A 23,251-nucleotide genomic window follows, 5' to 3' on the forward strand; every position below is an offset into this window, starting at 1 on the left:
CGGACGAGCAGAAGCAACCGGTAATGCACCCGGCATCGTCACAAGCCGCCATGCGGCAAACGGAGAAACGCGGCGCGACGCTGCGTCAGCGCGTCGACTCTACCGACAGGTGCAATCGTGCGGCCATGATGACCAGCTCGGGCAGCGACGAGGCTTTCATTTTTCGCATCACGTTGCCGCGATGGGCCTTCACGGTGATTTCGCTAATGCCCAATTCTCCCCCCACCTGCTTGTTCAAACGTCCCGCGACGACGAATGCCATCACTTCGCGCTCACGCGGGGTCAGCGATTCGTAGCCTTCGCGGAGTTCGCACAGTTGCGCCTCGTCCGCCAATGCGGCGGCACTTCGTTCGAGAGCATGCGTGATCGCGCTCAACAACGCCTCATCGTTGAACGGCTTGGTGAGAAAGTCGACTGCCCCTGCTTTCATGGCCTGAACGGTCATGGGTACATCGCCATTGCCCGTGATGAAGACGATTGGCATGTCAGCGCGCTCGGCGCCGATCAGTCTTTGCAAATCCAGGCCGCTCAGGTCCGGCAAGGACACATCGAGTACCAGGCAGTTCGGCACGTAAGCTCGCGGATAGGTGAGGAACATCTGCGCGCAAGCAAAAGTGACGGGCTGCCATCCAGCGCTGACCATGAGTAATTCCAGAGATTCACGAATCGAGATATCGTCGTCGACGATAAATATGATTGGAACAGGCTTCTCCATGGACTGTGACCTCGACAAGGGCCAGGTTAGCTGTTGAAACTGGTATAGGTTCGGCGTTGTCATTCATCTAATTCTTCTTGAACGCCTCGTGTAATGCTTCGAGCAAGGCGGTCTCGCTAAAGGGCTTCAGCAAACAGGCCACTGCTCCTTCTCTAACCAGTTCAGGACCGGTTGCTCCGTCGCCATGCGCGGTGATGAATACGATGGGTACCGGCTTTTGCAGGCGAACAAGTTCGCGGGCCAGATCGGGGCCTGACATCCCAGGCATGGCGATATCGAGAATCAGGCAACCTGTTACATCGACCTTGTCGGATGCGAGAAATGCTTCTGCCGACGAAAATACCTGTGCGGCAAACCCCAATTCATTCAGCAAATCGGGCAGCGACTCGCGCACAGATTCGTCATCATCCACAACCGACACGAGCGGCCGCAAGACCATCATAATTTCCCCACGACATGCCGGCTATTCCAATGCCTGCGCCCGGATACGGGAGCCTGCTGGCAAAATGTTCTCTGCCGCCTGTGCCACCTCCCCTACTTCTGGTGGGAGACGCGGCACCATCAAGCATGCGCCTTTCTGGGGTCATATGGATATGATACTTTAGTATCGAATCGACACGGGCGGTGTGCCGACGGGTGTTTTCCGAGCCACGCGGCGCGTATCAACGCCGGTATGTCACTTGAACTTTGGCATATCCGTGACTCCCGCAACCCAGCTCGCACTTCTGCCGAAAGCGCCTTTACGCTGCTTCTGATGCGTCGGGATAGCAAATGAAAATGTCGCCCCGCCGCTTTTATTTGCAGTAGCCCATATATGACCCTCGTGGTTGTCGATGATCGATTTGCTCACCGACAACCCAATGCCCATCCCGCCGGGCTTGGTCGTATAGAACGCGTCGAACACGCGCGCCGGATCATCCGTCCCAAAGCCCGGGCCGGTGTCGGCCACGGACACGCGCACACTTTCGTCGGCGTCGTGTTCGGTCTTCACGAACAACTGTCGCGGACGGTCGTCGATACCGCCCATCGCCTCCAGCGCATTCAGGATGAAGTTGAGGATCACCTGCTGAAGCTGGACCCGATCTCCGGTGATGAGCGGCAGACTGGCGGCAAGCTCCATCTGAAGCGCTACCCGGCTACGATGCAGTTCGCTGCGAAACAGCGTAATGATCTCGCTGACCGACTCGTTCAGATCGACGCTTTCCATCGTGGCGTCCGTCTTGCCGAACAGCGCACGCAACCGCTTGATCACGTCGGACGCCCGGTTGCCGTCCCGAATGGTGCGCCTTGCCGTTTCGCAGGCGCCTTCAAGATTGGGAGGATCGGCGCCAAGCATCCGCAGACAGGTACTCGCGTTCGTGATGATGCCGGATAGCGGCTGATTGACCTCATGCGCGATAGAGGCAGTCAATACTCCAAAGCTCGACGCCCGCGCGACTCTCGCGAGTTCCGATCTTGCCTCTATCAACGCGACTTCGGAGCGGCGCCGCTCGGTCACGTCCTGAATCGCGGCAATGTATTCGAGTTGCCCGCTCGAATCCTTCGTGGCATGCGCCACGACGTGCATGTACTTGATCGACTGGTCGGGCATCAACAAGCGGTATTCATGCTCGTAATCGAGCGCCCGTTGCTGCCGGTCGAGCATGTCTTCGAATGAAAGTCGGTCTTCGGGATGCACCCGCGAGCGGATCATGTCTAGCGTGACGGGCCGGTTCGGATCGAATTCGAACATCCGGTAGACCTCTTCAGACCAGATGATCTCGCCCGTCGACACTCGCTTGGTAAAACCTCCGGTTGAACTGAGCCGACGCGTTTCCGCGAGAAATGCTTCGCTTCGCCGAAGCGTAGCGTCGTTCTGTGTACGCTCTACGACGACGCTCGCAATACGAGAGATCTGTTCTATCAATCCGTGGTCGAAAGGAACCGGCGTTCGATGATTGTCGTAATAGATAGAACAAACACCCATCACCTTGCCGCTGGCGGACACCACGGGTATCGACCAGTACGCACGAATTCCGCGCTTCTCGGCTACTGGACGCCACGAACAATGTTCCCAGCGAGGATCGGATAGAAGATCGGTGACGATCACCTGCTTGGTGGATTGGGCCGCGCTCAGGAACGGCTCGCTGGCGAGCGAGGCGTCCATGATCGAGCCAATAAACTCACGAGGCAGGCCAGGCGCCGCGCAATGCTCCAGACGCGTAGTGCCCGGCTGCATGACGGCGATGCTGCAATAGCAGCCAACTGTGACACTTTCAACCAGGCGGCAAAGCCATTCGAGTATGAGCGGCATGGGACGGCCACCCGCCACCATTTCGAGCAGCTCGGTTTCCCCTGCAAGCAAAGCCTCCATTCTTCGCCGGTCTTCGATGTCGGTATTCAGCCCGCACCATTTCACCAACCGGCCGGTCGCGTCCACGATGGGACGCGTGCGAATCAGGAACCAGCGGTACTCTCCGTCGAAGCGGCGCAGACGTGCATCCACTTCCCTCGGCTCGCCGGAAGCCAGCCCCGCTCCCCAGCGTTCGAGCAACTCAGGCAGGTCGTCGGGATGAATTGCATCCTGCCAGTGTTGCAGAATGATCTCCGCGTTGATGCCGGTATATTCGCACCAGCTCCGACTGAGAAAGTCGACCTGGCCGTCGGGTAGCGCGGTCCATACCAGACCGGGCAGCGCATCCATGACCTGGAGAAGTTCGATTTCCATTCCGTTGATGGTCTGGAGAGTTAATTGCCAGTCCACAGAGACAAGCTAGCGAGATGGCAATGTTTTCTCGCGATATCTGATGCGCCAGCAGAATGCACTGAGAGGAGCTTTGACGATGGGAAGTCGTGAGGCATCCGCTATTGACCGAGGCAGACACTTGCCATTAAATTCATGCCTTGCAAAAAAGCGCCACTACAACGCGCCAATCATCGACACATAAGGTGCAATGTGCCTGATCAATCCCGGCGATCGCTGTCGAGATATTACCACCCGCTCAAAGCCTTGTTTGCCGCTGCGTTAATGGCGGCGAGCGCTTCGCAGGCGAGGGCCAGCAACGTCGTCATGATCGGTTATGCCGGTGCGTTGACCGGACCTCAAGCCCATCTCGGCAAAGACGTCGAACACGGCATCGAGCTCGCCATCGACGAGATCAATGCGTCGCATCCTGTCATTGCAGGTGTTCCCACCACCTTCAAACTCGATGCGGAAGACGACGCAGGCGATCCGCGCATTGCGACGCTGATCGCCCAACGCTTCATTGATAGCAACGTGAATGCCGTTATCGGGCACCAGAGTTCGGGAACCTCTATTGCGGTGGCAAGGCTCTATGCCGCGGCGAACATTGCCGAAATAACGCCGTCCGCCACCAACCCGCAATTCACACAACTCGGCTATCGCACGACGTTCCGCGTCATCGCGAACGACAACTTCCTGGGCACGGCCATGAGCCGTTATCTGATCGACACGATGCACGCCCGGCGCGTGGCCGTCATCGACGACCGGAGCGCTTACGGCCAGGGTCTCGCCGACGTGTTCGTAGACGCTACGCGTCGCGCCGGCGGCACGATCGTCGCGCGCGAATATACGACAGACAAGACAGTGGACTTCAGTTCGGCGCTCACGCTATTCAAGGACAAACGTCCTGACGCCATCTTCTTCGGAGGCGTCGATGCACAAGCGGGTCCCATGCTGCGTCAGATGAAAAAACTCGGCGTGGCGGTGCCTTTGCTCGGCGGCGACGGCCTTTGCACGCACGAATTGCCGCAACTGGCGGGCGACGCGCTGGCGGGTAACCTGTATTGCGCGGACGGCGGCTTAAGCCTGGCTGCGATGCCGGGCGGCCCTTCGTTCGATCAGCGGTTCCAGGCCCGATACGGCCAGCACGTGCAACTGTATGCGCCTTACGCTTACGACGCGATGATGGCCGTATATCACGCGGTTGTTCAGACGCAATCGGCGCAACCGGCAAAGATCGTCGACGCGTTACGCCATGTCGAATTCCAAGGCGTGACCGGCCAGGTTGCATTCGACAACGCGGGCGATCTGCGCATCTCGGCAGCGACCATCTCCACGTTCAAGGAACGGAAAAAGATGACGCTGCTGGAGATCAAAAGATAAGCGTGTGCCGTTATCGGCTGATTACTTTTCCGGCTCGCAATGAGCCGCAAACTTTGGCGCCGCCATGCGCCCGCCCCGTCCTCCGGAATGGGTTGATTGTGTATTCGTGTGGCGCCTTGAATCGCATTCCCGCAGTACCTTATTTCTGATGTGCGTCCATGCATCGGCTAACTATTCACGATCCGCATAGTGTCGCGACAGATATTCGGTGCGGTCTGATTCACGAAAAACTACCCCCGTGGCGTCGAGCGAACACGGGGGTTCGTACAGCGCCACAATCCGGTCGCTCAACCAAACGTGAAGCTGAACACCTTCGCGCCCGGATCGAGGAATTCGATTTCGAACGTCCGGTCGTCCACCGTGCCACGCTGACGCACCAACTGATACAAGCGCGCACTCGTCACCGTACCTGTGCCGTCGCTCGCGACGTCCTCGCCGTGTGCGGCTCCAGGCGGCGCTCCGTCGAGCGTGATCCTGAATCGCACGGGCTTGTCATCGGCTGCCGGTGCGAGCACCAGATGCAGATCGCGTGCATGGAAGCGATAGGCAATGCGCCCATGCTGCGCGGTCGGTTCCGCGAACTCGCCACCAACGTTCCACTGACCCGCAAGCGCCCAGCTATTCACTGCCAGTTGCGTGGGCAGCGTATACACCGCTGCGATGCCGGACTGCACAGGCTGTGGCGATGCAAAGCCCTGCGCCTGCCGGTAACCCACGTACGTCTCGTCGGAGCCGATGTCCGACGGATCGGCCGGCGCCTGCGCCCCGCCCGCCAGCACCGGCTTCGGATTGTCAGCGGGCATCGCACGGCCGTTGTCCGCCAGCAGTTGCTGGATTGCCCGCTCCGCTTCGCCGTAGTTGCCTTCGCCGAAGTGCTGGTATCGGATGCGGCCTTGCGCATCGACGATATAGAACGCCGGCCAGTACTGATTGCCGAAAGCCTGCCAGATCCGGTAGTCGTTATCGACGGCCACCGGGTAGTGGATTTTCAGATCGCCCAGCGCGCGGCGCACGTTCCCCGTGTCGTGCTCGAAGCCGAACTCCGGCGTGTGCACACCGACCACCACAAGGCCGTCATCGCGATAACGATCCGCCCATGTCTTCAGATACGGCAACGTGCGCAGACAGTTGATGCACGAGTAGGTCCAGAAGTTGACCACCACCACTTTGCCGCGCAACCCATCGCGGGAAAGTGGCGCGCTGTTCAGCCAGGTCGTCGCGCCGTCGAGCGACGGCAGGCGGCCCTGAACCGGCAGCGCGTCCGCATTGGATGCGGTCAGTGACACGCGCATGATGTGCGATGCGGGCCGTGCCTTCTGCACCGTGTCGTTCGATTCGAGCAGACCGACCAGCTGGCTCTCGATTCGGTTCGTTGGAGCGCCTGGCACATGCGCAAGTATCTGCGTGTCGACGCCCAGCGCAATCGCCGCGACCGTGAGCAATACAAGCGCGCCCAACGCACGACGCAACCCTTCGCCGATGCTGAACGATCGCTTGAGCAAATCCAGCGAACGCTTGCCGAGGACCGACACGACCGCCAGCGAGCACGCCGCGCCGAGCGCATACGCGGCGAGCGCCGCGCCGGTCTGCCAGGTCGCGCCATGCAACGCCGCACCGGTCAGGATCAGACCGAGAACCGGTCCCGCGCATGGTGCCCACAGCAAGCCCGTCGCTGCGCCGAGCAGGACCGCAGCGCCGATCCGGCGCGTCGTCCGCTGGTCTTGCGAATGCGTGACGAAGCGCTCGGCAAGCGCCGACAGCGGACGCGCGAGCCTCGTTGCGATCGACGGAAACAGCAGTGCCGCGCCGAACAAAGCGAACAGTGCGAGCGAGATCCAGCGGCCGTACTGACTCAATTGCGCCGCGCCGCTCAGACCGGCTGCGCCGAGCCCGGTCACCAGCGCGAAGGCCCCGGCGAGGCCGAGCAGCAGCGGCAGGCGGTCCGTCGCGAATGGCCGGTCGGAGCGCGCGAAAACGAACGGGACGACCGGCAGGATACAGGGGCTCAGCACGGTGAACAGGCCGCCCATGAATGCGATGACGATGAGTAACATGAGGTCGAAGTTGAAACAGTAGACAGTGGACGGACCGGCGTCGAACGCCGGGCGGCTACGGCACGTCAAGCTATGTGCTGTATTCCACCGCCCTCATGTATCGCAGTGATGTCGGGAAGCGTGAGGCGTGCAACGCCGTGTATCGGTTGCAACGTGGGATACATGGAGATACAAACTACGCGGCGTTGCCAGTCGCTGGACAATCGCCGGCCGCCCTAGTCACGCCTTCGACAACGACTTGACCCCGTGCCTGTCCTGCAGGATCGCCAGCGTCAGCGCTGCGAGCCCGCAGGCGGCGATCAGCGCGACCAATGCGTGTGGCCCCATGTGAACCAGCACCCATCCACCGATCGCGGGAAAGCCGAATGTGCCGATGAAGTACGCGACCACAAACCACGTCAATGCGGCCGGCTGGTGCATTTCCGCGGAATCGTTGACCGCCTGGGTCTGAATGGTCGGATAGACGAGCCCGTAACCGGTTCCGAGCAGAATCGCGCTCGCCGGATGAAACATCGCGTTATAAGGCACCGCCGACACGGCAGCGACACCGAGCAACATCATGACGAGCAGCACCTTCGTGGCGATCTCGCGATGAAGCCGGATTACGACTCGTGCAAGCAACCAGCGCGCCACCACGACCGTGACCGCGTAGACACTGAAAAACGTGCCCGCTTGCAAGCCGGTGCCTTGGACGAGAGACATCTGGAAGGTCATCAGGCCTGAAAAAACACACGCGCACAGAGAGATCATCGCGATGGGGTAAGCCGCCCGCGTGCGGAAAATAGCACCGATCTCGCGCAACCATCTTTTCTGCACCGGCGATGCGGGGGTCGCGCGTGAACGTGGCGAGATCCGCCCGAAGGTCTCCAGCAGCAACGCCGCAACCGCGCACAAACCGCCAATGACATAAAGCACGCTGGTAAGCGGCCAGCGCAACGAATGAATCGCAAACGCCGCGACCGCCGGGCAGCCACCGACGCCGGCCATCTGCACCGTGCCGAAGCGCATGAACCAGGAACCGCGATCTGCGTTGCTCGTGCGCTCCGTGAGCGACATCGGCGCGGCCAGACAGAACGCCCCCCACCCTAAGCCCACCAGAAAGCCAGGAAAAAGGCTGAACGGACTGATTCGCTCGATCAGCGCGAATCCAGCGACACCGAAGCCGATGCACAACGCCGCGAGCGCCATGGTTCGCGCGGCTCCGATTCGCTGGGCAAACCAGCCGACCAGCAGAACGCCGACGAGCGTGCCGAGTGTGGCTGCTGCAAGTGCCAGGCCCGTATCAAGGTCGCTGCCGCCTAGTGACCTGAAATGCATTGAAAGGAAGAACGTCGCTCCGTACCCGCCCGCTGCGAGCAAGGTGCCGATTAGCACAAAAAGGGAGCTGAATGGGCGCATGGTGAGTCCGGATGGTCGGATGAAGATCGCGGACCGGCGATGGTCGAGCGGTGAAATATTATGCCCGGAACCACCGCCTGAATGCTCGAGGGGGGCATCCGCCTCCGGAGGACGTGCCATTGTGATCACCTCGCACCGAAGCGCGCTGTCTGAGGGCGCGACTGGCCCCTACATCCTTGCCGCAAGCTCGGAAGGCTTCGATGGTATCGGCGAGGGTCGCCGATTGAACCGGCAACGACGCTGACACGCGGTGAACGCGGACAGCCCGTCAACGCAGCTTTGATCAGATTGATGCGGCGCTTTTTGCGTAACCGGTGATTTGAAGTGGTGCAGCCGATCCCCTCTTGTCACCGCCGAAGGGACGTGTGTTGTCGCACATGCACGGCGCGAACAACCGACGCGACTTCTCCGAAGATGGAGCCACTCAGGAAGATGGTCAATTCCCAAACTAATTTCATTCCATTTTCCCGAAGTGCATCGTTGCCGATATAACGTACACGCAGATCGAGATAACCGGACTTATCGATGAGAAGACCACGACCCGCGACATGGTGTCGATCGGCATAAAGCAAAGCAGGATAGCCTGGAACCCGAGCGTGGTGACGACCTGAATCCAGGACGGCACAATCCACGCCCGCGACATGTTCAACGAATACAACAGCCCTTCGATCATATACAGCGAAGCCGAAGTGAGGATCAATAGCAGTTCGCCGTTCAACCCACTATATTTCCCGCCCAATATCTTTAGCATCAGCCCAGGAACTAATGCCGCCGCACCGAGGAACACGGCGATGATGCACAAGAACAATCCCACCTGAAGTAGATACTTGCGCCGTATCTCCGCCTTGTCTTTCAGAAGGGAAAAACGGGGCATCAAAACGTAAGAGAACACCGCCTGCACGACCAGCAGCAACGCCGCAATGCGACCCAAGGCGCCGAGTTGGGCGACCTGGGTCGAGCTTCCAAAATAACTCAGCAGGAAGACGTTCAACTGCCCCTGAATGCAGAAATAGATCGATGCGGGAGCCTGTCTTTTCGCGACCCTCGCGAATTCCTGTTTGACCTCTTCGACCGCCAGGCCTTCATCCTTGTTCGATAGATCATAGTGCCGGCGAATCTGATATGCCTGAAAGGCCATCGCAATCAGCGCAGCAATCAGAGCGGTCACCGCGTGCGGAGAAACTAGAATCAGCGAAAGGATGACTAGCCGTGTCAACGCACCGCTAATAGTCATCTTTTGCAGAACACTGAGGCTTTGCTCCAGTTTGGGCAGCACCGCCATCAAATCGAAATTCAACTGAAAATAGGTAATCAGTACCACGAGCCCCATGATGCACACCGACATCGGTAGCGGCGATTGCGACTTCGACAGCAGCAGCAGACCCACTGCAAACACTACTCCGCCAAACACGAGGAAGAATTTGACGCGCGTGCGGAATGCAATCGCGAAAACGGTATTGATCTTCGCACGGTCTGGCCACAGCTTGCCGGCGACACTCATCAGAGCCGCACCGACACCAATGTCGCACAACACGCTGCCCGCCCCAAGCAGGGTCACGGCGATCGTGTACCACGCGTATTCCTGGACCGCCAGTGTCTTGACTACCCAGATACCGCAGAGGAAGTTAATACCCTGAAGCAATACCTCGAGCGAAAAAAATTTGGCGAGAAATACCGTCATCCCCCCGGTTTTCGGGACGACAGCCGGAAGTACTGCATTCAGGCTGCAGGCCCCTGCTTCCCTTCCGGCATCAGGGGGTCGGTTCATACAAAGGGATCCGGGTACCAGGTACGATTAAACACATCCGAATTCTCCCGACCAGATAAAACTCGCATCCACGGCCACCGATCATTCGATCGAAACAATCGCTATCATCCCGCGCACCTGGTTATTGCGAATGTTCGCTGCCGCACCCTGCTCCCGAACCGACCCGATAACCTGAGCTAGGTTCAGGTCAATCACGCGCCACCGTCTCGATCAGATCCCGGATCATCTGATCGACGTTATAGCGTCTGACATTATCGAGTCCGGCTTTCCGCATGCCTTCGAAATCGGCCGACGCAATCGTCGCGGCCGCACCGGCCACATCATCAGGATTGAAGTACTGTGCGGCGGAGCCGCCCACTTCCTGCATGGGACCTACGTGCGACGCAAACACCGGACAACCGCAAGCCTGCGCCTCGATAATCGGCCAGCCAAATCCTTCGTTACGTGACGTGAAGATGAAGCCCCTTGAGCCCGAATAGAGTGCATTCAGCAACTCCATTGGTGCATTTTGAAACGCGTGAACCTTCGACTCCAGACCGGCTCGCTCGATGATTGCGGTCATTTCCAGATTCGGCGACGGTCCAACGAACATCAGGTGCGCGTCGGCGAACTCGGGAAACTTTGCCAGTTCGGCAAAAATCTTCACGACGGCGGAACGGTTCTTTCTCGGATGGTCGGAGCCGACGTGCAGAAAGTAAAGCTTATCGCGTAGAAAACGCGGCGCGTAGGCGTCGAGAACCGTCCTCCAGCCTGGATCATGAGCAAACTTGCTATGCAACGCCTGGCGGATGACCGTGGTTCTCGCTGTCAGATCGGGACGCAGTCCAATCAAATCGGACCGCGTATAGTCTGACACGCAGATAATTTTTTGCGCACGCGCCATGCCGCGTAAGATCAGCGCCTGAAACACCTTGCCGGTCGGACTGGTACGCCAACCGCCAATCATGCCGCGTGCTGCCCGGATTGCAATGATGTCGTGACACGTAATGCTGCTGGTCTTCGGCGGCAGCCAGAACATATACATGCCATTCGAGTGATCACATATGTGCGTACGATCGAATCGTTTGGCCTTGCGGGAAAGGAACAGCGGAAAGATGATGAACTTGTCGACATACGCCACCCATTTCGAGACGCCGACCGGCTCTTTCAAGCGCCGAAACAGAACGGATTTAGGTGCGATCAACTCGACGTCAATACCGGCGGCACGGCACCCTTGCAACAGCATCTGCGCGTAAGCCTCCATGCTCTTAATGTCATCGGCCACGTAATTCCCTACCAAAAGAAGTTTCACTTCAACACCTCCGTTGTGTAGCGATAGGCGACGTTCCGCACAGGAAACGCCGGCCGGATGGAACACAGCGCAAAGCCGAGTACGAGATAACCGAAGACATTCGCACTCACCTGCCCGCTAACCGGCCATGACGAAATGCCGTAAGCCGCAGTGACCCAGAGCATCAACGGCAGCGTTTCGCCAAGCCGCGTGAGTCGAGTGACACTCTTCGCAACGCCAAAGGCGAAAATCGCGCATTTGATAATTAACCACGCAACACCGACAAGTCCCATTTCCAGCAGCACACGCGCCGGCTCCGATTCTGCAAGTGCGAATTGCTCATGGCCGGTCAACAGCACGGATCCCGCGTTAGTGCCGGCACCCAGGCCATGTCCGATGAAGTTGAAATCTTTGCGTGCGGCTGGCTCGCCAAGCAGGATAGTTTCCACGCGCCCGACCATGTCCTCCTCGGCTGCCGCACTGACGAACCGTTCCTGGGTGGCCACGACGGCATCGCTGAACACGGTCAACGTCGCCACGATCGCCGCGGCGCCGATCACCACCTTGGCAGCCGACCACATCAGATCTCTTGCGGTTTTGGCGCCCACAAAACTTGCAATCGACTGAATTGCCATCAAGCCGCCGAAAGACATCATCGACGCGCGGGATCCGCTAATCAGAGTACCGATCGACACCGCAAAGAAGACTAGAACCGCAGCCCATTTGTTGCGGTAAAGAGGAGTGCCATTCCAGACACTATTGATGGCAAACGGTGTGACTACCGCGATAAAACACGTATAGCCCAAGGTGAAGGTAAAGGTCCCGCTCACCCGCACGATGTCGGCCGATACCCGGAATATCTCGTCTTCGTCAGTGTCCAGTTGCAAGTTCAACGGCGACGAAGGCGGCTGAAAATGCTGAATCACCGCGAGCGGCAGCATCAGTACAGCGAGTGCGATCATCAACCGGAAGAGTCTGATCACCTCGGCCGAAGAGAGCGAGCACGCCATCGCCAACGCGAACCATAAATAAAGCAGCCAGAACCTGAGCCCAAGCACATATAGCACCACCGGTCCCTGCAGGATGACGAGTTGCAATGCGCCCCAGATCACGACACAGAATGACCAGAACACCAGACAGCGCGTCATCACCGGCATGACGCCAAAGCGCTGGAGCAGCGCCGCGCGCAGAATCAACCCGAGCGCCGCAAGATCGCGGCATGCGAGCAGCGGACCGGACAATGAGGGAAAAAACCATTTGCGCGCCGCGCCTTCGAAAAACGCCACAAGAATGACGATGGCGACCAGAGTAAACGTCAGACCCGAGGCTTGATCGGAAGCTCTGGTGGTAGATAACGCAGCTGGTTGCATGGGTTACTCCACCGTCTCGGCAATGAGGTTCGCAACTCGTTCTCTATACGCGCGCCAGGTGAAATGCCCCGCGGCCTTTAATGCATAGGGCGATGCAGTGCTGATCGCCTGGCGGTTCATCACCTTGTCCTCCATGCAGCGAAAGATCGATTCCGCGGTCGGCTCGACAACCCACCCGCTGTCCGGAAACATCGAAATAATTTCGCGCGCGCCGGTCATGGTCGAGACGATCGCGGGCGTGCCCGTTGCCATAGCTTCAACCACCACCATCCCGAATGCGTCGAAGCGCGACGGCAGCAACAGGCAGTCAGCCTGGGCGAAGAGTTGGTAGAGTTGCGCCTGCGGTACATTGGGACAATGTCTTACGTGCGGGATCTGCCTGGCTTTCGTGAGCCACTGCCCCTCTTCGGTCCCACCCACTAGCGTCAAATCGGCGCGATGGCCTTCAATATTGAGTCGCGCGAACGCATCCAGAATCAGGTCGATCGACTTGCGTGAAGAGAGCGTGCCGGCGAAAATGAATTGCACCGGCCGCTCGCTCTCGCGTGGTCTTGCTACGCCGACTGGCAATTCGGCGCCCAGCAGAATAGATTTGACTTTACCGGCGGCTACGCCTGCGTTCACATAGGAATCCCGCGCCATGTCGGAACAGGTGATCAGGAGGTCCGCCATTTCTACTTCACGATCTTTGCGCCGATTGATCTCGTCGATATATCCATTCGACGGCACGTCGATCAGGTGCTTCGCCTGTTCGTGATGCAGCGAAGGCGCGTCAAGAATGCACACGGCGCCAATAGAACGTGCCGCCATGAAGGTGTAATACGAGGAATTTTCGTAACCGACTACTGCGCGCGGCTTTAAGGCCTGTACATGACGGGACACCCACCAGTCAAACCAATGGAATACCCGATGCGTGTAGTCGTGTTGGGTCTGCGCCGATCGCGCCAGCGAACGAGCCCGAAGCAAGACTTGCCACCAGACCGGATGACGTCTCAAGGCTGGCGGTATGGTAGTGCTGCGCAATTTGTCGCGAATGTGGGCGGGCATAATCGAACTCGCACCCGTCCCGCTCAGTGGCACACCCGACCAGAATGTCTGCAACAAGCCGTGTTCGTGCAGCGCCCACGCTAACTGGTGAGCATGTTGCAAGCCAGGATGAAAAACCGCGACGGACGTCATTGACACTCTCCAGCGCAATCATTTCGCTGTCCGTTTCCGGACTGCTCACAGGGATTCCACTGGAGACAGATGTTTGCGATCACGCCGTAATCTCCAGAATCTTCCCAACCAGTTGACTGCTGCGCACATGCCCCGCAAATACGCGTTGGCCGACTGCTTCCGATAAGGCATCCAACCCGCGAGGTTCACGCCGGAACGATTCGCGCGTCACAAAGTGTTCGTCGGCCAACGGATAGCGCGTCGGCACCGGATAGGCTCCGGCGTTGTCGAAAATAGAAACCGGCGCCACTCCATGCGTCGCATACGCCGCGAAAACGCCCGACTTCGACGCCTGACCCCAAGGGGTGTTGAACAGCCCCCACTTCGCGGCTCTCAACTTCGCCGAGACTTCCTCGGCCGGGAGAGGGCCTGCAATTTCAAACGCGTGAGGCATCAGCGCATCCGCCACGTCCTTCAGCCACGTTCCCTGTGCCCCAATATCGACAACCCGCTCAATGCACTTGCTGGCGAGTTGCTCAGCGAGGATCGGTGCCATGGATTCATAGACCTCTCTGCGCGCCTTTTCCGATCCGAACACGACCGCTATGTTCTGGCGCTCGTGCCACCCGCGCACCTTGCCAGGCTCACCGACATTCGAGAAAGTCGGCGAATAGATCGCCCGATCACCGATCATCTCGACACCCCAGGCGTGGCTGAAATCCGTATTGAAAAATGCGTAGTCCGCGAGCCCGACAAGTTGCTTGCAGATAGACTTTTGCAGTGGCGAGAGCCAGAACGCGGATGACATGCGCGGCGCCACCAGAACCCACAACTCATGGAAGTACACGATCAACCTGAGGCCGCGCCGCTTGGCCTTTCTCACGAAGTTCGGCAGCCAGAACGGGACGCCTTTACGATCGAAACCGTAGATAGACACCTGGAGGATCCATACATCGCCGGGCACGACCGGCACGTCTCTTGTCGAGCGAATATCGGGTACTGAATAGCGCTCCACACACAGACCGTTCTCGCGCAGCGATTGAAGCAGCACGCTTGAGTGGTCGGTTACACCACACCCGCTTTTCCTCACTTCTGGCTGGACAATGCGAATGCTCTGCATGATTTTTGTCATGCTTTGTTTGTCCAAGGCAGGGCCTGCTGCCTTGCTTCGCTGAACGCGCGCACGCGAACGGATGCACGAAACTTCTTCTCAGACACAACAATTATTGCGACCGTCGATTTTACATTCGGATTACTAATAATATTATCTTCAATTGATTGCATTACTGTCTCCCCACTCGTTGCTTGTCACCGATGCACCGACCTCAGAACAACCTTACGGCTTTGCATCGTGTGAGTTATTTCGCAGCGGCGGCACTCGATTTGTAATCCGGGAAGTACGATCCATAACCTAATACGCCTCGGGGGACGTCGGTGAAGACCACGCCTTTTACGTCTATTCCCGAATGGCGTAGCCGCCTGACGGCTTCGCTGATGCCATACAACTGATCTTTGCCATGCCGGACAACCAGCAGCATCGCGCCGGCGCTTTTGCCGATCAGCGCGGCGTCCGTCACCGCAAGAGCCGGCGGTGAGTCGATGATCACCGCGTCATAACTCGCGGACAAACGCTCCATCAAACTCTTGAAGCGTTCGTTCATCAGCAGTTCCGATGGATTCGACGGAATCGTGCCTTGCGGCAGAACATCCAGTCCGGGCAGCACGTTTCTGACGATCGCGCGATCGAGATCCGACCCGGCGATAACGTCCGACAGGCCTGGCACACTTTGTATGTTCATACACTGATGGATATCGCCGCGCCGCATGTCCCCGTCGATCAGGATGACGCGCTTGCCGCCCAGCGCCAGCACCGTGGCAAAGTTGATCGACACAAACGATTTACCGACCTTCGTGCCGGTTCCTGTCACCGCTATCACGTTGCTGTTGGCCTCAAGCGTCCCAAACTGAAATGCGGTGCGCAGTGTCCGTATGCCTTCGACTGCAACATCGTAAGAAGCAGTATCCGGTAGCACGTGTTGCCCGTTCTGCCCGCCTTTCGCCTGCTGCAGGCGCTTGCGCGCCGTGCTCCGCGGCACCACCGCAAAAACGGGGATGCCAAGCGCTCGTTCGATTTCGACTGAATCTTCGATACCGCCCATCAGTATCTTCTTGCTGGATGCCGCAACGACCCCCACCATCGACCCTGCAATGGCCGCTCCCAATAGGATGATGGCCAGATTCGGCCGGATGGGGGTTTCCGGAACCGCCGCATGGTTCACCACGCGCACATCGCCGACCTGACCTGCCTTCAACACGCGCAGTTGCTGCGCGCTGTTGAGCAGATCGGTGTAGAGCTGCGTATCGACCCGTACGTCACGCAGAAGTCTGAGCGCCGTCTGCTCCGTATCCGGTAACTTCTGGACCCGCAGATTAAGCTCGGCCTGCTTCTGTTCCAACGTCGCAATCTGTGCGTCGAGCGACTCGATTACCGTGTGGCCCGGCGCAAAGCGCTGTATAAGGTCGGCGCGTTGCTGCTGGAGATCCAGTATCTTCGATTGCGTTTGCGATATTTGTTCGAGGAGCAGTCGGCTTTCCTCGCTCTGGTCGATTGTGCCGTTCTCATTGCGGAACTGATTGTATTTTTGTTCGGCCTTATCGAGCTCGGTGCGCAATTGCGGCAACTGCTGCTCGAGAAATGCTAACGTGTGCTCCGCCTCGGCAGACTTTCTATCGACATTCTGCCTGACGTACTGCTGCGCAATCGCGTTGAGTATGTCTGCCGTACGCACACTGTGTTCGCCCGTGAGGCTTACGCCAATCATGCCCGACTGTTTGGCTTTCTCTGCAATAGTTAGCGATCGTTTTAACTCCTCCACCGTTTTCAGCTCCGACAGCTTCGCCACGTCGAATTTGGTCGACGCATGAGCAACCAGCTGGTCGACCAGAATTGCGACCCGCCCGTCGTAGAACGGCACCGACGCAAGCTGCCCCACCCGCCCGTGCAAAATGACTGTTCCGGACTTGGTCGACAGCGTATAAGCACCATCGGCCCCTGCGGTCAGCACGACACCTTCCGATGCTAGCTGTGGAGGAAGATCGAGCTTGCTAACGGAGATCTGCTCTCCGCCCCACGCGAAGTTCTGCAAACCAAAACGGGGCTTCGCCAGTTCTCCGCGGGGGGCATGCCGTGCCAGTGCCGCGCCGATAATCGGAAAGTATTTCGGCCGCGCGCTAATGTCGAGGTGAAGCTGCTGCACCGCCTGTTCGATGACGAGGTCCGAGCGGATCAATTCCATCTCGGCCGCCGTCGTGCCGCTCTTGTTGAAAAAGGAAGCCAATTCGCCCAGCGTTTCCTTGGCTTTCGCTGTCGCCTCACTATCCTCGACCTGAATCATCGCGTCAGCCTGGTACACCGGTGTTGCCACCAATGCGTACCCTACGCCGAGCACGAGCGCAAGAACCGTCGTCGTTACTATCAGCCGCCAACTGGCTGCGAGGTGAGATAGATACGACGCAAGTGTCAACCTGCCGATAAGTGGAGAACCGGTCGATTCGTTATCGAGGATAGTGCTCATAGGTTGCCAATCAAGACTTCGGGTTATCTAACTTCGAGCCAGCACGCTGCTAACTCCGCTCTCGCAGGACCGTCTCCGTAATACGCATTACGCGTTCACCAACCTATGCAACATCGTCACGACGGTAATGCGCAGTTTCACTTACAGATTCATTCGCGCTCAATTAAGCGCACCTTTCTATTGCCAGCCATGAACCGCTTTCGAACGGCTTAAAGTACTGCCAGTCGCGCCTCTTTGGTGGACCTTCTTGTCGATCTGTATTCCTATACAACACCGCGTCATTGATCGGCATGAAAAACACCTCTCTACCAAGCGTAGCTTGTGTCTCATTCATGCAATACGAGCTCTTGAGGCGTGGGCAAATGCCGGTTCCAGCGCAATGACTGGAACAAGCATGCACCTGCAACTGAACGCAACACTGCATCAAAAGCATTGCCATATTTCAACCAGATTACTCTGCAGAAATAGGCGAACTGGGAACGGCGCAATTGGAACGGCGAAAGGCGGCCCCGATACAACCCACATGCTCATTTCTAGTGGCACAAAATTGTTATACCAATTATATTTTTCTACTCCGCGAGTATTCGTCTTACTTCGGATTCGATACGGCAGAATGAATCCGACCAGCACAAGCAGAGTCCGCTGCAGTGAGCAGGCCAGACGTCGTGCTGGAATAGTTTTACGCGAAGCGCCCCAAACCTAAGACCTCTCGATCTCGTTTTCGAATCTTTGTCTAGTTGTGTCGGAGAATATCTCAACTAGAAATATCCGTCGACACGCATTGGCCGATTGCGCATAACAGTTGGCTCTTCTTGACGGCGTTGTCGAGTAAGAAGTTCAGACCGAGTCCAGGCGCCTGAGTAACAAATACTTGTGCTCTCAACTATAGAGCGACGGGACCATCGCCCGCTCTGCGAGGTGGCGCCTCCTCATTCCCCGCTATTTTTTTTCACCAGCGTGACGTCAACATCACCCAGAAAGATGTGGGTGCAACGAACATCTCCGGATTTCAGCCCTGGAACAATTCATCGCTCGATAGATCGACGGTCCTGCTCGACAATGTTGTTCATATAGCGGTCCAACAAATCGCGCCTTTCGTTTCATCGCCGCCGGCTGCCGTCCGCGCGTATTGTGTCGCCGAAGCAGCATCTCCAGCGGCCGCAGACGTTTTGAATTCACTACGTTCAAGTCGAGCCATCGACCTGAACGATGCGCCATCACCAGTCCCAGGAGACACGGACTTAGCGGATAGCGAGGCTGTTCGAGCACATTGCGCATATCCGCATTCAAGCGCGCCATCGTCGATCAGATCTTCCGCTTCCGCTGAGCAACGAGAACCGCTCGCTCCACCGCGACAGAGCCATCTCATTTGTGTATTGAGAGCGGTATCGCACATATACCGTTTCGGTTCGGGATCTATGATCCGAACGAACCCTATTAGGGCGCGCTCTTCGTACTTCTTTGCGTGTAAAGCGTTCACGTCGCGGGGCCGTCCGCGAATGTCTGTCCTGTGAGTTTTTCCACGATCCCGCAGCGCGCCATGGGATCGATTTAACCACTGTGTAGCATTTTTCGGCATAGCTGAGTGCCGCTTCCGTGCGGTTTAGCCGCCAGCGCGACACGCCGGTAGAATGCGCGACGTATTGGGGCTATGAATGCTGGATTCCTTCTTCTTCGATACTGCCGCAAACGAGCCGAACCGGCCCGCGCTGTGGGTCGATGAACGCTTGTATTCTTACGAGGACATTGCGTTACGGGCGCGCCGGGTCGCAGCAGGATTAACGGCCACTTTGCCGCTGGGTCAGGCGAGGCGTTGCCTACTGTTCGCGCACCGCAGCGTGGCCGCGTACGTCGGCTTGCTGGGTATCCTCAAGGCCGGTTTCGCCTATGTCCCGCTCAATCCGAACACGCCAGCAGCACGCATCGCAGCCGTGATTGCACAGTCAGGCGCGCCTTTGCTGCTGGTCGATCGTCGTTGCGCCGTGTTGCTCAACCAAGTACTGCCGCTGCTCGATGTATGCCCCGCTATCTTCCCGATCGACGGTGAAGAAGATGGCAATTCAGATGTAGATCAAGACTCCACGGAAATGCACCGTGACCGCGGGGAAGCGCTCGTCAACGCAATGACGAAACTACCGTCTCATTCGCTTATTGCGGACACCGCCGCACCCCGCTCGCAGCATGATCAAGCCTACGTGCTGTTCACGTCAGGCTCGACTGGCGCGCCCAAAGGCGTGCCGATCTCGCATGCAAACGCTTGCTCCTATGTAGCGGCCCAAGTGCAGTTGTTGGGGAAGCTGCCAAACGCGCGGTACGCGCAGTTTTCCGAGCTTTCCTTCGATCCCTCTGTGCACGACATGTTCGTGTGCTGGGCGAACGGCGCTTGCCTGTATGTGCCGAAGACCGTCGAGCCGATCTATAACGCGGCCTTCATCAAGCGGCACGCGATTACGCATTGGACCAGTGTGCCTTCGGTTGCCGCGTTCATGCAGCAGTTGCGCAAGCTGTCGGCGAATGAGTTTCCGAGCCTGCGCGTGACTCAGTTCGGCGGCGAGCCGTTGCAGCGCTGGCTGGTGCAGGCGTGGCTGCTCGCCGCTCCGAATAGCCGCATCGTGAACTTGTATGGACCGACCGAAGCTACGGTCGCGTGCAGCACTTTTGAAGTAACACCTGAGTTTCTCGCAGATCCGCAGCACACGTCGATGCCGCTTGGCGAACCGTTGCCGGGCATGGAAATGCTGATCGTCGACGCCGACCTTGAACCGGTAGCGGCTGGCGTGAACGGCGAACTGCTGATAGGTGGTCCGCAAGTCGCGGCCGGTTATCTGGCACCCGACGAACCCGGCAACCGGCGTTTCGTTTCGGCCCACTATCCTGGCCGGAACGCAACACGCTGGTATCGCAGCGCCGACGTGGGACGCGAGGTAGCCGGTCAGGGTATCGTGTTTCAAGGCAGGTTGGACACGCAGATAAAGATTCATGGCAACCGGATCGAACTCGAAGAAGTCGAGCATGTCGTTCGGGGATGCAGCGGGGCGGCGCTTTGCGCGGTGATCGCCTGGCCTGTCGATGAAGCGGGCCGCGCGGGCGGTCTAATCGCATTCGTCACGCACGCGCAGAACGACACCATAAACATTCTGCAAGCGTGCCGCCAACGTCTGCCGGCTTATGCCGTTCCACAGCGGATCATCATACTCGAGACGCTCCCTCTTAACGTCAACGGAAAGATTGATCGAAGGGCACTCGTTGCGCAGTGTGTAACCGGTGATGTGCTGATCTGAATCCGACCTGGCAAGCGCGTGTCCGCCACGCTATGACGACCGAAACCGAGCGGGAGAATTGAAGTATCGCGGGGGTAAAAAATGAATGCACACGTACGCCGTATTTTGCAGGAAACCGCCTGTCTCGACGTACCGGTAGACACGCTTACCGATCACGACGATCTCTTCGCTGCGGGCTTGTCGTCGCTCGGCACGATTCGCGTGATGATGGCGATCGAGGAGGCTTTTTCAATCCAGATTCCCGACGCGATGATTACGCACGATCTGTTTCAAAGCATTGATGCACTCACGAACGTAATCACGCAGATCATATCGGATGATTCGATTGCAACGCGTACTTGACATGGCGCCGCGGCAACACGTCGTGACGACTTCGCCCACCATGACGCCGGTCATATTCGACGGTTGTTTCGGATGGCTCCACCGTCCTGCGGATAGGCAGCCTGAGTTGGGAATAGTGCTGTGCAACCCGTTCGGCTACGAAGCGCTGTGTATCTACCGCGGCTGGCGTGAGCTAGCGGAGGCGCTCGCCGCGCGCGGCATCGCCGTGCTGCGCTTCGACTACCCCGGGACCGGTGATTCAAGCGGTAAGGAATGCGATTCGCAGCGTTTACGCGCGTGGCTCGACAGTATCAAGATGGCCACCGCGCGGTTGCGCGCCGAAACGGGCGTGACGCGACTGGGCCTGTGCGGGCTGCGTCTCGGCGCGACGCTCGCAGCGCTGGCCGCGGAAGAACTCGGCGGGGTGGACAGCCTCGTGATGCTGATGCCGGTGATTTCCGGAAGAAACTATATCCGTGAGCTGGTACTTCAGCATCAGAGCTGGCTCCACGCACAACAGGTACCCGAACTCAAACTCGATGCGGAGCCGTTGCACACCGTCGGCGCTCACGGCTTCCGGCTCTATCCCGACACGCTTGAAATGCTCCATAGCGTTGATCTCGAACGCGGTACCCAACGTCTCGCGCGGCGCGTACTACTACACGATCTCAACGAAAGCACGCGCGTGAAGCGGCTGGCCGCGCATTACCAGACGCAGGACGCTCAAACGGATGTGAAGTGGTTCGGCGAGTACGCCAAGTTCTTGCTCGATCCTAGCTACAGCCAGACACCGGTCAAAGCGTTCGACAACGTGCTCGAATGGTTCGGCGTAGCCGGTGTCACGAGAAACGAGCCGGCGGTTGAGATGCTTGCGAGTGCAAGCAACGCCGTCATTGAATTCGCGGATGGGCGCGAAACGCCCGTGGTGTTCGACGGAAATCGCTATGCCGGCGTGTTCTGTCAGCCATTGCGCGCGCTCGAAGGCGCGCCGGCTGTGCTATTTGTCAACACAGGAGGCGTGCACAGGATCGGCGACGGCCGCTTTACGGTGCTGATGGCCCGCCGTCTGGCGGCGCAAGGGATTGCCTCGTTGCGCATGGACCTCAGCGGCCTCGGCGATAGTCTGCGCCGCAACGATACGTTGTCGCTCAATGCGGTGTACGCCCGATTCGCAGTCGCGGACGCGAGAGCCGGCGTCGATTGGCTGGCAGCGGCGGGCTACCCGAAGATCGTGATGTTCGGTGTGTGCAGCGGCGCCTATGTCAGCCTGCACACAGCACTCACTCACTCTGCTGTAGTGGGATGCGCCGCCGTCAATCTGCCGTTTTTCATCTGGGACCGGGCTCGAACCCGGCACGTCGCGCCGAGTGTCGTGTATAGACAGGCCATGCGCAATCCGCGCAAGTGGTTGCGCCTGCTGACCGGGCGGGTGAAAGGCAGAGCGATCACAGCCGAGCTCACGCGACGCCTTGTCGCACGCATGGCGGCTCGTGCCGGTACGGCACTCGAACAGCTAATTGGTCATCACACACCTGGTGGGGCGGTCCGCAAGCTCATGATTGAACTCGAGCGCAGGGGGGTCCATACGTCGCTCATGTACGGTCCGATCGACGAGGGGCTGGAAGAGCTGGAAATCCATTTCGGACCCAACGGTAGTCGATTGAAAAATCTGGCCCACGTTGCCACTACCGTCGTCGACACGGTCGATCACGCGCTCTTTTCGTGCGCGGCACGTGATGCGGTGATGGCGCGATTCGAAGCGTTTTTGCGCGAGCGTGTGCTGAATGGAAGGCGCGAAACCGTCGCAACGAATCTCGGTTTGTGCGTTGCTCCCACGCAGCAACGTTGAGTTGAAAGGCGGCACGGCACCTTATTGGGTACGCGTCGGGGCCGTCTTGACGCCAACCCAGTGAGGCACAGTACGCACCCTGCGTACGGAATCGGCACTGCGCATCGAGTCGATGAATAGCGGACTCGTGAACTGCCACGAGAGCCGTATCGCGCTAATTATTAGAACCTTTCCAGGAATGGTGGGGTAGTACCTGCCTCGCAGCAGGCACACATAATCCGCCTTGCGAGGCGGCCTGTTATATCGGCTTTCAGCGTGCTTCCTCATGAGCTCCGTGCTGCATCAGCGAAGCGCGCGGCGAGGACTTTCTTCAGGTAGCCGTGACGAAGTGCGACTCTTTTCGCGGCTACTGAGCGATACCCGCGCAGATACGCGCGTTGTCAGCCG

General features: G+C 58.5%; 16 protein-coding genes. 4 read left to right on the plus strand and 12 right to left on the minus strand.

The features are described 5' to 3' along the window. Positions 1–85: 85 nt before the first annotated feature. The 3 genes from LMG28727_RS26400 to LMG28727_RS26410 all read right to left on the minus strand — a co-directional run bounded on the left by LMG28727_RS26400 (position 86) and on the right by LMG28727_RS26410 (position 3,422). Complete coding sequence (locus LMG28727_RS26400) at positions 86–715, minus strand: response regulator transcription factor (RefSeq protein ID WP_201645248.1); 630 nt, start codon at positions 713–715, stop codon at positions 86–88. Between the two features lie 67 nt (positions 716–782). Continuing rightward, positions 783–1,127 (minus strand): response regulator transcription factor, encoded by a 345-nt coding sequence (locus LMG28727_RS26405; RefSeq protein WP_236592363.1) that lies wholly within the window; start codon positions 1,125–1,127, stop codon positions 783–785. A gap of 264 nt (positions 1,128–1,391) precedes the next feature. Then, the gene (locus tag LMG28727_RS26410; RefSeq protein ID WP_201645249.1) at positions 1,392–3,422 is read right to left on the minus strand and encodes a PAS domain-containing protein; all 2,031 of its coding nucleotides are present in this window, start codon (positions 3,420–3,422) and stop codon (positions 1,392–1,394) included. 342 nt (positions 3,423–3,764) lie between these two features. Between LMG28727_RS26410 and LMG28727_RS26415 the strand changes: the two genes are divergently transcribed. Next, a complete protein-coding gene (locus LMG28727_RS26415) occupies positions 3,765–4,820 on the plus strand; it encodes a branched-chain amino acid ABC transporter substrate-binding protein (RefSeq protein WP_236592365.1) in 1,056 nt (351 codons plus the stop codon). A 287-nt stretch (positions 4,821–5,107) separates the two neighbouring features. On the opposite strand, the gene LMG28727_RS26420 is transcribed toward LMG28727_RS26415, so the two are convergent. From LMG28727_RS26420 to LMG28727_RS26460, 9 genes are all read right to left on the minus strand, one after another. After that, positions 5,108–6,874, minus strand: coding sequence for a cytochrome c biogenesis protein DipZ (locus tag LMG28727_RS26420; RefSeq protein WP_201645251.1), 1,767 nt, complete (start codon positions 6,872–6,874; stop codon positions 5,108–5,110). Positions 6,875–7,093: 219 nt separating this feature from the next. Then, positions 7,094–8,272, minus strand: coding sequence for an MFS transporter (locus LMG28727_RS26425; RefSeq protein ID WP_201645252.1), 1,179 nt, complete (start codon positions 8,270–8,272; stop codon positions 7,094–7,096). A gap of 454 nt (positions 8,273–8,726) precedes the next feature. After that, positions 8,727–10,040 carry a lipopolysaccharide biosynthesis protein gene (locus tag LMG28727_RS26430; protein ID WP_201645253.1) on the minus strand — a complete coding sequence of 438 codons (1,314 nt, stop codon included), beginning with the start codon at positions 10,038–10,040 and terminating at the stop codon, positions 8,727–8,729. A gap of 187 nt (positions 10,041–10,227) precedes the next feature. Beyond that, on the minus strand, positions 10,228–11,331 hold the full coding sequence (locus tag LMG28727_RS26435; protein WP_201645254.1) for a glycosyltransferase family 4 protein: 1,104 nt from the start codon (positions 11,329–11,331) through the stop codon (positions 10,228–10,230). After that, a complete protein-coding gene (locus tag LMG28727_RS26440; RefSeq protein ID WP_201645255.1) occupies positions 11,328–12,680 on the minus strand; it encodes a hypothetical protein in 1,353 nt (450 codons plus the stop codon). The genes LMG28727_RS26435 and LMG28727_RS26440 overlap by 4 nt, the downstream gene beginning before the upstream one ends. Positions 12,681–12,683: 3 nt before the next feature. Continuing rightward, positions 12,684–13,859, minus strand: a complete 1,176-nt coding sequence (locus tag LMG28727_RS26445) for a glycosyltransferase family 4 protein (protein WP_201645256.1) — start codon at positions 13,857–13,859, stop codon at positions 12,684–12,686. A 79-nt stretch (positions 13,860–13,938) separates the two neighbouring features. Then, entirely contained in the window at positions 13,939–14,970 is a 1,032-nt protein-coding gene (locus LMG28727_RS26450; protein WP_201645257.1) for a hypothetical protein, read from the minus strand. After that, positions 14,967–15,122 carry a hypothetical protein gene (locus tag LMG28727_RS26455; RefSeq protein ID WP_201645258.1) on the minus strand — a complete coding sequence of 52 codons (156 nt, stop codon included), beginning with the start codon at positions 15,120–15,122 and terminating at the stop codon, positions 14,967–14,969. The genes LMG28727_RS26450 and LMG28727_RS26455 overlap by 4 nt, the downstream gene beginning before the upstream one ends. A gap of 74 nt (positions 15,123–15,196) precedes the next feature. Beyond that, entirely contained in the window at positions 15,197–17,413 is a 2,217-nt protein-coding gene (locus LMG28727_RS26460) for a polysaccharide biosynthesis tyrosine autokinase (RefSeq protein WP_201645259.1), read from the minus strand. Positions 17,414–19,068: 1,655 nt separating this feature from the next. Between LMG28727_RS26460 and LMG28727_RS26465 the strand changes: the two genes are divergently transcribed. The 3 genes from LMG28727_RS26465 (at position 19,069) to LMG28727_RS26475 (ending at position 22,864) form a co-directional block, all read left to right on the plus strand. Continuing rightward, positions 19,069–20,694, plus strand: a complete 1,626-nt coding sequence (locus LMG28727_RS26465; protein WP_201645260.1) for an amino acid adenylation domain-containing protein — start codon at positions 19,069–19,071, stop codon at positions 20,692–20,694. A gap of 81 nt (positions 20,695–20,775) precedes the next feature. Beyond that, positions 20,776–21,036: an acyl carrier protein gene (locus tag LMG28727_RS26470; RefSeq protein WP_201645262.1), complete on the plus strand. Its 261-nt coding sequence runs from the start codon at positions 20,776–20,778 to the stop codon at positions 21,034–21,036. Further along, positions 21,020–22,864, plus strand: a complete 1,845-nt coding sequence (locus LMG28727_RS26475; RefSeq protein ID WP_236592367.1) for an alpha/beta hydrolase family protein — start codon at positions 21,020–21,022, stop codon at positions 22,862–22,864. Before LMG28727_RS26470 ends, LMG28727_RS26475 begins: the two co-directional genes overlap by 17 nt. Positions 22,865–23,251 lie beyond the last annotated feature (387 nt).

It is taken from the genome of Paraburkholderia metrosideri (assembly GCF_904848625.1).
GTDB lineage: Bacteria > Pseudomonadota > Gammaproteobacteria > Burkholderiales > Burkholderiaceae > Paraburkholderia > Paraburkholderia metrosideri.

Coding starts and splice junctions, on each gene's coding strand:
- LMG28727_RS26470 (WP_201645262.1), top strand. CDS start 20,776: ATGAATGCACACGTACGCCGTATTTTGCAGGAAACCGCCTGTCTCGAC.
- LMG28727_RS26445 (WP_201645256.1), bottom strand. CDS start 13,859: ATGACGTCCGTCGCGGTTTTTCATCCTGGCTTGCAACATGCTCACCAG.
- LMG28727_RS26420 (WP_201645251.1), bottom strand. CDS start 6,874: ATGTTACTCATCGTCATCGCATTCATGGGCGGCCTGTTCACCGTGCTG.
- LMG28727_RS26455 (WP_201645258.1), bottom strand. CDS start 15,122: ATGCAATCAATTGAAGATAATATTATTAGTAATCCGAATGTAAAATCG.
- LMG28727_RS26415 (WP_236592365.1), top strand. CDS start 3,765: ATGATCGGTTATGCCGGTGCGTTGACCGGACCTCAAGCCCATCTCGGC.
- LMG28727_RS26400 (WP_201645248.1), bottom strand. CDS start 715: ATGGAGAAGCCTGTTCCAATCATATTTATCGTCGACGACGATATCTCG.
- LMG28727_RS26425 (WP_201645252.1), bottom strand. CDS start 8,272: ATGCGCCCATTCAGCTCCCTTTTTGTGCTAATCGGCACCTTGCTCGCA.
- LMG28727_RS26460 (WP_201645259.1), bottom strand. CDS start 17,413: ATGAGCACTATCCTCGATAACGAATCGACCGGTTCTCCACTTATCGGC.
- LMG28727_RS26450 (WP_201645257.1), bottom strand. CDS start 14,970: ATGACAAAAATCATGCAGAGCATTCGCATTGTCCAGCCAGAAGTGAGG.
- LMG28727_RS26440 (WP_201645255.1), bottom strand. CDS start 12,680: ATGCAACCAGCTGCGTTATCTACCACCAGAGCTTCCGATCAAGCCTCG.
- LMG28727_RS26465 (WP_201645260.1), top strand. CDS start 19,069: ATGCTGGATTCCTTCTTCTTCGATACTGCCGCAAACGAGCCGAACCGG.
- LMG28727_RS26430 (WP_201645253.1), bottom strand. CDS start 10,040: ATGAACCGACCCCCTGATGCCGGAAGGGAAGCAGGGGCCTGCAGCCTG.
- LMG28727_RS26410 (WP_201645249.1), bottom strand. CDS start 3,422: ATGGAAATCGAACTTCTCCAGGTCATGGATGCGCTGCCCGGTCTGGTA.